The sequence below is a fragment of the Arsenophonus nasoniae DSM 15247 genome, assembly GCF_000429565.1.
GTDB classification, from domain to species: domain Bacteria; phylum Pseudomonadota; class Gammaproteobacteria; order Enterobacterales; family Enterobacteriaceae; genus Arsenophonus; species Arsenophonus nasoniae.
Genome location: NZ_AUCC01000099.1, coordinates 1 through 9279, shown reverse-complemented (window position 1 = coordinate 9279; position 9279 = coordinate 1). Strand labels below are relative to the sequence as shown.

11 protein-coding genes are annotated in these 9279 nt (G+C 35.3%); 1 reads left to right on the top strand and 10 read right to left on the bottom strand.

The window, feature by feature from the left end; genetic code table 11:
• On the top strand, positions 1 to 203 hold a 203-nt coding region (locus tag G468_RS23110), incomplete at its 5' end, for an integrase core domain-containing protein (RefSeq protein ID WP_155847007.1).
• Between the two features lie 115 nt (positions 204 to 318).
• Here the strand turns inward: G468_RS23110 and G468_RS0114725 are convergent.
• From G468_RS0114725 to G468_RS0114680, 10 genes are all read right to left on the bottom strand, one after another.
• Positions 319 to 942, bottom strand: coding sequence for a hypothetical protein (locus G468_RS0114725; protein WP_026823729.1), 624 nt, complete (start codon positions 940 to 942; stop codon positions 319 to 321).
• Positions 942 to 2429 (bottom strand): cell envelope integrity TolA family protein, encoded by a 1488-nt coding sequence (locus tag G468_RS23875; protein ID WP_026823728.1) that lies wholly within the window; start codon positions 2427 to 2429, stop codon positions 942 to 944. The genes G468_RS0114725 and G468_RS23875 overlap by 1 nt, the downstream gene beginning before the upstream one ends.
• Positions 2410 to 3228, bottom strand: coding sequence for a hypothetical protein (locus G468_RS0114715; protein WP_026823727.1), 819 nt, complete (start codon positions 3226 to 3228; stop codon positions 2410 to 2412). Before G468_RS0114715 ends, G468_RS23875 begins: the two co-directional genes overlap by 20 nt.
• On the bottom strand, positions 3200 to 4612 hold the full coding sequence (locus tag G468_RS0114710; protein ID WP_026823726.1) for an anti-CBASS protein Acb1 family protein: 1413 nt from the start codon (positions 4610 to 4612) through the stop codon (positions 3200 to 3202). Before G468_RS0114710 ends, G468_RS0114715 begins: the two co-directional genes overlap by 29 nt.
• A 12-nt stretch (positions 4613 to 4624) precedes the next feature.
• Positions 4625 to 5950 carry a terminase large subunit domain-containing protein gene (locus tag G468_RS0114705; protein WP_026823725.1) on the bottom strand — a complete coding sequence of 442 codons (1326 nt, stop codon included), beginning with the start codon at positions 5948 to 5950 and terminating at the stop codon, positions 4625 to 4627.
• On the bottom strand, positions 5940 to 6386 hold the full coding sequence (locus tag G468_RS21300; protein ID WP_051297136.1) for a helix-turn-helix domain-containing protein: 447 nt from the start codon (positions 6384 to 6386) through the stop codon (positions 5940 to 5942). The genes G468_RS0114705 and G468_RS21300 overlap by 11 nt, the downstream gene beginning before the upstream one ends.
• A gap of 3 nt (positions 6387 to 6389) precedes the next feature.
• A complete protein-coding gene (locus tag G468_RS0114695; RefSeq protein WP_026823724.1) occupies positions 6390 to 7019 on the bottom strand; it encodes a methyltransferase domain-containing protein in 630 nt (209 codons plus the stop codon).
• Between the two features lie 3 nt (positions 7020 to 7022).
• Positions 7023 to 7922: a glycosyltransferase family 9 protein gene (locus tag G468_RS21295; RefSeq protein WP_051297135.1), complete on the bottom strand. Its 900-nt coding sequence runs from the start codon at positions 7920 to 7922 to the stop codon at positions 7023 to 7025.
• Positions 7912 to 8463 (bottom strand): motility associated factor glycosyltransferase family protein, encoded by a 552-nt coding sequence (locus G468_RS21290; RefSeq protein WP_051297134.1) that lies wholly within the window; start codon positions 8461 to 8463, stop codon positions 7912 to 7914. Before G468_RS21290 ends, G468_RS21295 begins: the two co-directional genes overlap by 11 nt.
• Positions 8464 to 8723: 260 nt before the next feature.
• Positions 8724 to 9236, bottom strand: coding sequence for a KilA-N domain-containing protein (locus G468_RS0114680; RefSeq protein WP_026823723.1), 513 nt, complete (start codon positions 9234 to 9236; stop codon positions 8724 to 8726).
• Between the last annotated feature and the right edge of the window lie 43 nt (positions 9237 to 9279).

Here is a 9279-nt window from a genome sequence, read left to right as displayed (position 1 = left end):
ATTGCCTCGATAATGCCGTGATGGAAAGATTTTTTAGGAGTTTAAAGACAGAAAGACTTAACCGTTTATCGTTTATGAATCATCAATCTGTTGTCTGTGAAGTTGAAAATTATATTCAGTTTTACAATTATTATCGACGCCATTCAACGATTGGTTATTTAACGCCACATCAAAAATATCATGAACTAAAAAATGCCGCTTAGATCTTCTACAGAATTTGTTGACCATTACATGGAATACTGCATCAAAATATCTGGATTCATAAAAGAAGGCGATACGAGTGTAACCGCCGGTGCAAAAGTACTCATTTATCGCTCCTTAAATCATAAACAAACCGATAGGCATTGTGGTATCCCAAACTAGCGTGCCATCTGTATTTTTCTTAACAGTTAAATTATTATTCGCTGCAACTACTTTTAATAATTTGATGGGGACTTTAGGGCCTTTACTTTCACTGGAACCTACATCAATGATGAATTTAGTTGTATCCCATACAAAATCTGAAGCATCCACAGGAGTTGGGCTATCTTCATTAGCTAACGCAGCAACTGCGGCCGTGATCGGTAAAGGAATTCTAGCATTAGAACCAAGACGATAATAATGAACTGTTCCTGGTGAGGTGAATTGAGGCACTGGACTGCTAGCAGTGATCAAACCGTGATATGCTTGATTAAATACAGTAAATCCGTTGATTTGTGTAGCTGTAGCAGCGCTTATAATGCTACCTGTAGACGTTGTAGTAATGCCTGGAATTTGCTCTAAAATTCCATAACCACCCCACATAGCTCCTGTGAATTTTTTATCAATATGGCCTGTGCATAATTGTGATTTAACTGCATAATCGTCTTGTGCATCACCTTGAGTCAAACCATCAGATTCAACGTTAAAACTATTAGAAAATCCACCTTGGGTTTTCCATGGATCAAACGATATTGTTGCCATTATGCTGTCATCCTTCCACTTGTATTAAACTTAACAACTTTGCGAGGTTGCTGTTTGAACGCTGACATCCAAGTGTCCGGATCGCCCTCAAAAGTTCTTATTTGTCGATTAGCTGCATCTGTTTTAATCACTTCAAATAAATGACCAGGAGTATTTTGACGTTTTAATTGAATTGCTTGAGCGGCATCTGCATAAATTGTCTTTTCAGCCATTGCTAGTGTTGCAGAATCGGCAATATCTTTAATTTTTACGTCTTTATATTCTGGTGAGTATTTTTGCATTGCTGCTAAAGCACGTTTTCGATAAGCTATTGATGATTCTCCATCAAATGGACGTGGCGCAGTTTTACCGCACGCTGAGAATGCAGAGTCAGCTTTCACGCGAGCATCGATCATTGCGCTGTCTTTCCTTTCATCTTCATCTTTATCTTCCGCTGTCCAGCTAAAGCGATTATCATTTCCAGCTTCGTCTTTGCGATCTTTGCGTTTATCGTTTTCCTTCTCTTTATCTCGTTCCATTTCATGCTCTTTACTTTCGTCTTTTCTATCCTCACGCTTACTTTTTTCTTCTTCAGTGCTGTCTTTACGTTCTTTTTTTTCAGCATCGTTTTCGTCTTTACGATTGTCTTTTTTATCTAATCGGCTTTTTAGTTCCGCAATTTCTTTTTTAAGAGATTCATTTTCATCGGCATCTGATCGTCCTTTGACTTCTTTTATCTCTTTCATTATCTCTTTGTGTTTAGTTTTATCTTCTTCGATGTGCTCATCTTTTTTTGCTGCATCCAGTCTAATTTCAAAATTACTCATTTTCTGTTCAACTGCATCGAATCTTGATGTTACTTGTTCATTAAACGCATCAACTTTAGTGCCAAGTGATCCTGCAAAGGCCTCAAGCATGGCTTTTAACTCTTCTTTTTCCATTTCCGTACCTTTTTTGTTAGAAATTTCGACCCCTTCCGGTATTTGGTTTTTATCCCAGACGCCGATTGAGCCATGCTCTTTAGTGACTAGGGCTATGTGATCAACTAAAGCTGGCTTACCTTCGATTAATAAATGACTTTCTTTGTCATCAATTAGAATATTTCCTGAACTATCATTGAATGAAACAGCGGGGCTAGTAGATACTGTTCCATCTAGTATTTCTTTTATGATTTCGTTGCTATAAATTCTGACAACTGCCCATACTTCCTCGTCTTTGATGTAAGGCAACATGACCGTGCCAAGAATTCTATTTTTAAATTCATCGTCATTTAATAATGATTTATCTGGGTGATCTCGAATAACCGGCAATCCATTTATTCTTTTTAAAAAATTTTCATTTAAATAAATAGCAGGATCACGCCAAACGTGTTCATTTAAACCAGAACGATAAGCCATTCCTGTTCCGGTTATTCTTATATTTACGAGCCACATATTTGAATATTTAAATGGCGAAGGTAAATCGCCATCTTTTATTTTATTGGCAATTTCAAATTCGTTTAAATGCAATTTTACCTTTCTCCGTTAAAAATTCGTCTGGCAATTTTTGTGGCGCATAAATATAAATAGCCTGACAGCTACAATTAACTTCTTCGCCAACAGATGTTATTTCATCATAATAACCATTAATTGGATTTAAATATCCTTTTTCGTCAGCCCATGAACCACGAATTAAATATATTTTTTCATCACGTTCTTTATGATCTTCTCGATAATCATAACCAGGTCTTCGCCAGGGTGAGTGCCATGTCAAAGCAATAGCTTTACCCTCTGTAGCTAAAAGATATTTAACATTAGCTGTTAGCTTATGACCCTGGTCAATCGCTAGTCTTCTATTCACATAATCTATTTCTTGAACAGATTTAACTATTTTATGTTTGTTCTTGCGAGTTTCTTCATCGAAATAACCATTCGGTGGAATAGATGTCACCCACCCATTAAATCGTTGTAATGTTTTTTCTATCGCCTGTTCTCTATTTAATTTAATCAAATTAATGCTGGCAAATATTCTTTTATCTAATTCTTTTCTTAATTTAGGTTTTATTTTATCGAGTGTTATTTTTGTAGGCCCTTCAAACGGTTTGTTTTTTAATGCACCACCATCAATAACCAATCTTTTATATATTTTTTTTAAATTATTTATTACATCATCTTCTTTTGGAAATCTTTTAGTTGCAGCAATTTTTAATTTCTTATTCCATTCAATTAATTTATTTTTCGATTTCCATCCGTATTTTAAATAATAATTAATTGCTTCTGTAACAACTTGATAAAATGTTTTACCAGTGTGGTTTGATAACTTTTCCACTTTGATCGATTTCCTCCTGAGTAGGCTGAAATTCTTTTAAAATGTCTAAATCTAAAATGAATGGGTATTTTTTATAAGTTTCAGTTTCATTGGCAATGCTAACTAACCATTCGGCGGCAATGGCTTTATTTTCTGGATCTAAATTAGGAGATAAAATAGCATAAAGTCGTACCGCATTTTGTATTACAACGCCATCACTTTCTCTACGTTTATTCGGTGATTCTTCAACTAACTCTTGCCAAGATGCGGTAAATTCATCTCTCCATTTATAAAATGTGGTCTTGTAATCTTCTGTAATTATTTCCGGAAACTCTTCCTTCAATGAATTATAAAAATCTTCATTCCAGGCTACGTATTGAATTAATTCCTCAAAATAATTCATCACAGGATCAATAGCTTCTCTAACACCATCAATGTATTGACTGATGGCTTTTGAATCCTCTGTTCCCTCTCCAAATCCTTCAGCAAAAGCTTCTTCTTTTATCAATATTGAAGGTATGTCGCTACCTGATGCAATATCAGAAATAATTTGATCACGACTCTTGCTAAGTGGACCTTCAACATTGGTTAAATTTAAAGATTCAATAGAATCATTTGGTCCAATTTGTAATATGTTTCCATTTTTTCCAGACTTAACGAAAGATCTTTTAATTGCACCAACTTTTTGCATTACACTGCTAATGACGGAGCTATTTTGTGATATTTTAGCAATTATCAATGCTATTTTTTCTGCAATAGTTTCATTAGCTTCCATTGTTTTTAAATAAGAACGAAGCGGATAGAGCGATCTTAAAAAAACACTTCTTCCTGTGTATCCATAAGATGAACTTTGATATTCAAGATAAATAGGAGAACCATTGAATATCTTAATAGTTCTGGAAGGATGCCAATATTGATTAGCAATATTTAAATACAAATCAGCCTGTTGAAAATCAGGACTATTCGGATCCTGGCTTGTCACCATTGAACCTGCTACGTTAAGAGGATCAAATATGTTAATAAATATATTATCTTCTCTTAAATCTTCTCTATCTAAATATTCATCGCTTTTTTTATCTAATGTTCCAACTCCGATAGCTGATGCGCCGTAACATCTGGCTGTAAAAAATCCATCTTTGATTTTTTGCGTGATATTTAGCTTTTCCCAAACTTCTTTGAATCTATTTATTACTCTTTCTTCCGGATCAGTTTTTACACTCCATGATCTGGGTTTGCAAAGTGCCATAGTTATTGGTTTTTCAACTAGCTTTCCACCCAAAGGATGATAAGCCCAAAGTAATTTACAAAGTTGATAGCCCGCACGGGATCCTGGCTTAATATCAGTAGACTCTAATAAGCTTAGTAGCTGTGAATTAGATGAATTTAATGTTTCTATTTCCGCCATTTTTGTTCCCGATTAAATTACTTCATAGTTACCAAATGCCAGCAATAATCCATATACATAACAATCAAACAGGTCGTCAGCTCTTTTATGTGCTTTTTTATCTGCTAGATGAAATCCTGCAATTTGTTTGATTAAATGATTTGCTGTTTTTTGTTTGAAGGATGTTACTTTTTCATAAGCTTCTTTTGTTATTTTGCATTTTTCCAAGTAGTGATACTTAGAAGCCATCACGCCGCGTTCATCCTTTCCTTTTGACGTCAATACAGAAGATATCGGAGTCATATGCCAACCTTCTGTTTCCGCTTTCTGAGCTAAAATGGCGCCCATGGCTGCATCTTCGATATGAATACCACCACTACCGCGTCTTGGCTTACATTTTCTTGCTAGCAGCTCTAGATTATCTAAAACAGAAGGAACAAATTCAGGCAGTAATGATGCTCTTATCTGTGTAACATCCCAGTCAATAACAGTGAGTTTCGGCTCTTCATAAGTCTCTTCATATGCAAAGAAAACTACCCCTGTACCGTCATTTTCTGTTCCACCTTTTAGTGCTGTATCCATAACAGCAAAAACAAGATCACAAGTTGTCGGTGGCTCAACTGGCTCACCTTCAACCAGCATTTTATTGACATCCAATAATGCAGCATCTGACCAATCAATAAATTCAGCTTCAAATTCTTGTTGATATACACGTGGATCGTTATCTTCTTTCTCTTTATCCAGTTCAGACTGAGGAATAAATGGATTTTTAGCGGTTGGTGCATGTAATACATTGAAGCCCAGTGACGGATCATTACAGATAGCATAAAAGAAGTTTTCGTCATCTATACCGTTAGGGGTTGAAAAAACATCTGCACCCCCTTTGGTGGTTAGTAATGTTGGTTTAATCGCTTTTGGCCAAACCTCTTCCAACATTTCTTTGTTTTTTGTAAAAGCAGCTTCGTCGATTAAGATTCTATTATATTCACGACCCCGACCGGCCAACTTATTATCATTAAGCGCCCAAAAGTCTATTTTTGCGCCATTTTCTAAGCGTATTAAGCCCTGATTGCGTGCTTTTCTTGTTATCAGCGGATATAAATATTCTTCAACAGTATCGAAAATCTCAATTTGTTGTTTTACTTCTGGTGTAAATATCCCTACCAACCCAGCATTGGGTATTTTCATTCCATGTCGATAAAAGAATTGCGTTGTAACTGATGCCGTAAGTATTTGTATTAATGCTGTTTTCCCGAATCTCCGGCCACATTTCCAAGCGTTAAATCGATGATTGATTGATTTTTGATATAACTCTTTTTGACCGCTATGTAACTTAGGTAAGTGAATATTAATCGTCATCTTTGTTTTCTATCGAATTCGGAATATGAAGTGAGTTGTGAATGTATATTTTTTTATCGTCGTTATTATTTTCTTTTTTATCTCCCCATTTATCTCTTTGCCTGTTTTTAAGCCAAAAAATAATTGCTGTTGGATCTGGGGGGATAAATTTTTCTGTTATTTCTTTTATTTCTTTATCGCCCTCATTTTTTACTTTCCTCTCTGTATAATTAATGCCCATGGCTCGATTATAAAGAGAGTTTGCTACCTCAGCGTCTGCAACATCTTTTCCGCTTTTAATCGACTCTTTGAACTCAGGGAATTCATTTTTCCAGTTGTATAATGTTGATTCTGCTATATTAAAAAACTTTGCCAGCTCTTCATCTGTAGCTCCCAACAAGCATAGTTTTCTAGCTTGTTCTGCATATTCTTCTTTGTATAATGTTTTTCCTGCCATATCTTATCCATTGTTTATTGGCTTACGTTTAAACGCATAACTACCTATCCCGTCTCTACCAAGATTTGTTTCAATCGTATTATGTTCTTTTAATTCAAATCCTTCCGAGTCAAAGAAATTAATGATTCCTTGATGCGTGAAATACCAGATATGCTCTGTCGGTCTAAAGTGATGTGATCTGATGACATGCTCACCACAACCAAAAATTGGAATTGAAACGAAAACCCATTTTCTGGCTTGTTGAATTGCAATTTGCGGCTCGTCTATATGCTCGAGTGAATCCCAGAAGCTAAGTGCATTATATTTGTGAGTGTATAGATTTCTATATAAGTCTTTTTCTTTCAGCCAAATCAGAGCCTTTTTATTAACATCGAATCCGACTGTATTTTCTCTTTCAGTGACGAATTGACCTGAACCAATACCAACATCTAAAACTAGTCCTTCGTAATGACGAGAAATAAGTTCAATCCGAGACTTTGTTAACTCCTTGCCCAACTTCGTTTCCGACATTTTTTGATATTTATCAAAGTATTTATCATCATAAGGTCGATTATTCGGCACTGGATAATATCCAACACCTATTCTCGGCAGAAAAATAAAGCCGTTTTTGTATTCTTCTTGGAATATTTTCATGTTTTATCTTTTTGTGAATGATAATCGCGCTTTATCGATAAAAGGCTTAACTTTTGGGATTAAATTAGAAATAGTTTTATCGCAGTGATGTTTCATCTGTTGACAAAAACAAAAATTGTCTGGATATATCATCAATGAATTAGACAAATCGGTAACTTTATCGTCTGTTATTTTCTCATGATGATTATTTCCACCATTTCCGCCGAACAAACAGATCATCTTCTTCTTATAAGCTAGTGCGGCGTGAAATATTAAGCATGGGCCAATGACTACGATTTCAGCCATTTCAACAAGTGAAAGCAACTGCAATAAATTAAGCTCACCACGATGAAATTTAGTATGAGAAAAAGGCGTCGGATGTGTGATCCATTCTTTGTCTTGTTCATTATGAGCCACGCTGATAACGTAATATCCCGCCATCGATAATAATCTTGCTACTTCATCGATATACTCATTCTTTGGCCCACGGCTTGCGTTATGCCACTCTGTGCGCTCAGTCGTGGGTCTTATGAGTGCAATGGGTTTCTTATCAACGATATTTAAACTTAACGCACGATAACGAGGTAAATCTAGCTTTTCCGGTTCACATTTAAACTGTTTTTGCATCGTTGAATAAACTGAACCGGTTTGTAAATCTTTCACCCCATAGTGTATTCTTCGTCTTTCAGCATCTTTTGGTGCTTCTTCGAAAAATGTAGGCGTAATACTTTCATGTATTGCTTGTGTTCTTAAAGTTGTATTTGTCTTTACGAAATGTAAGTTTTTTATGCCGTTGTAGATTTCGGGTGTTGCTGTCTTGATCCAGATTTCATGATCTTTGGCCAACGTTTTAACAAAAGGACGCTGACATATGTTGTCGCCAATACCCAACATGCCATCAATAAAAATTTTTTTAGTAGTCACTTTGAAGTTCGCTTTGTAGTGTGTTGCGCGGGAAACAATCTAATTCTGTATATCGTGAGCAGTTGACTATTTTGATATCAATTTTATCTGCTAATTCTTTGAAATCCTGTTGCCATTTTTTTGTCAAATTTTCAGTTGGATTATCTAACTCTTTTATGTGCTTACCGTGAAAATGCATTCCATTTTTTATACTACAATCGTAGCCTATCAATACTATCTTTTTTGGCTTTAATGTCATTGCTAATTCAATTGCCAGCTGTCCGCTGTTGCATACTGTTCTATTGCAGTTATCAAGCAAGTTTAAATTATATTTTGCAGCTGCTAATTTACTACGTGTAAATAGCTGAGCGCTTGTTTCTTTCTTTATCTCATCAAAATGATGCAGCCAGAATTTATAGTCTCCAGCGACTAAATAATCACAGTCTTTAGCCAATTTGTAACTTAAATTAACAGCAATTTTTGTGTAATTTTTAATCAACTCTACATCTTGTGATAGTAAAGATGGGCCGCTAGCAATACATATTGCTGTTTCTTTGTGCATTTTAAGGAATCCAACTATCTATCTATTTTTTGACAATTATCAAATTCAAATATTTCAGAACATTATTCTGCTAACTTTAATAAATCACCGGTATTTTTTGATACCATACGGAATAAAATGCTGGTTATTTAATTTAAACTTACTTTTGATGTAAGTTTTTGATTGTTTTGATAAGCAGTAGTTAATGCCAAAAGTTTATAGGAGCCTCTGAAATTGGAGGCTCATAAATAATTATTAAATCCAGCTCGGATCTCAAATCCTCAATGAACGCCAGGTAAAAATGGTTGAACTTCTTCAATCATTTTTTCTCTTGCTGTCATTAATAACCTTTTTCTTCCTCCAGCTCCCCACCTTCCCATTTTACTCGCGCATTGACTAATCTCTTTGCTTTCTGAATTAATTGTTAAATCAAGTTGATTAAGTCTATACATCGCATCAAATCCATTCATCACCATGTGACGAAATGTATTATAAACTTGTATTTCAAATTCCGGTTTTATCCATGCGGCATACCTAATAGCAACAAGTTCTAGCCCCCATACACCATGGGAACATCCACCATTATTTACAACCACCGCAGGACAATTTTGTCCCGCGATTAATACTTGAACAAAATTTTTAATCTGAGAACTTCTCATAAATTTGCTTGGCTTTTGAGACTCTGTAGCTTCACCTTTTATTACTGCTGCCGCATGCAAATCATTGAGACTAAAACGTCCTTCTTCATCAACTCTAACAGGAATGCCATAAATATTTACTTTTGGATATTTCATGATGCTAACCTTTCAAAAAAGAGACCTCAGCTCACACAGAACG

Coding starts and splice junctions, on each gene's coding strand:
- G468_RS0114705 (WP_026823725.1), bottom strand. CDS start 5,950: ATGACGATTAATATTCACTTACCTAAGTTACATAGCGGTCAAAAAGAG.
- G468_RS0114695 (WP_026823724.1), bottom strand. CDS start 7,019: ATGAAAATATTCCAAGAAGAATACAAAAACGGCTTTATTTTTCTGCCG.
- G468_RS0114725 (WP_026823729.1), bottom strand. CDS start 942: ATGGCAACAATATCGTTTGATCCATGGAAAACCCAAGGTGGATTTTCT.
- G468_RS21300 (WP_051297136.1), bottom strand. CDS start 6,386: ATGGCAGGAAAAACATTATACAAAGAAGAATATGCAGAACAAGCTAGA.
- G468_RS21290 (WP_051297134.1), bottom strand. CDS start 8,463: ATGCACAAAGAAACAGCAATATGTATTGCTAGCGGCCCATCTTTACTA.
- G468_RS0114680 (WP_026823723.1), bottom strand. CDS start 9,236: ATGAAATATCCAAAAGTAAATATTTATGGCATTCCTGTTAGAGTTGAT.
- G468_RS0114710 (WP_026823726.1), bottom strand. CDS start 4,612: ATGGCGGAAATAGAAACATTAAATTCATCTAATTCACAGCTACTAAGC.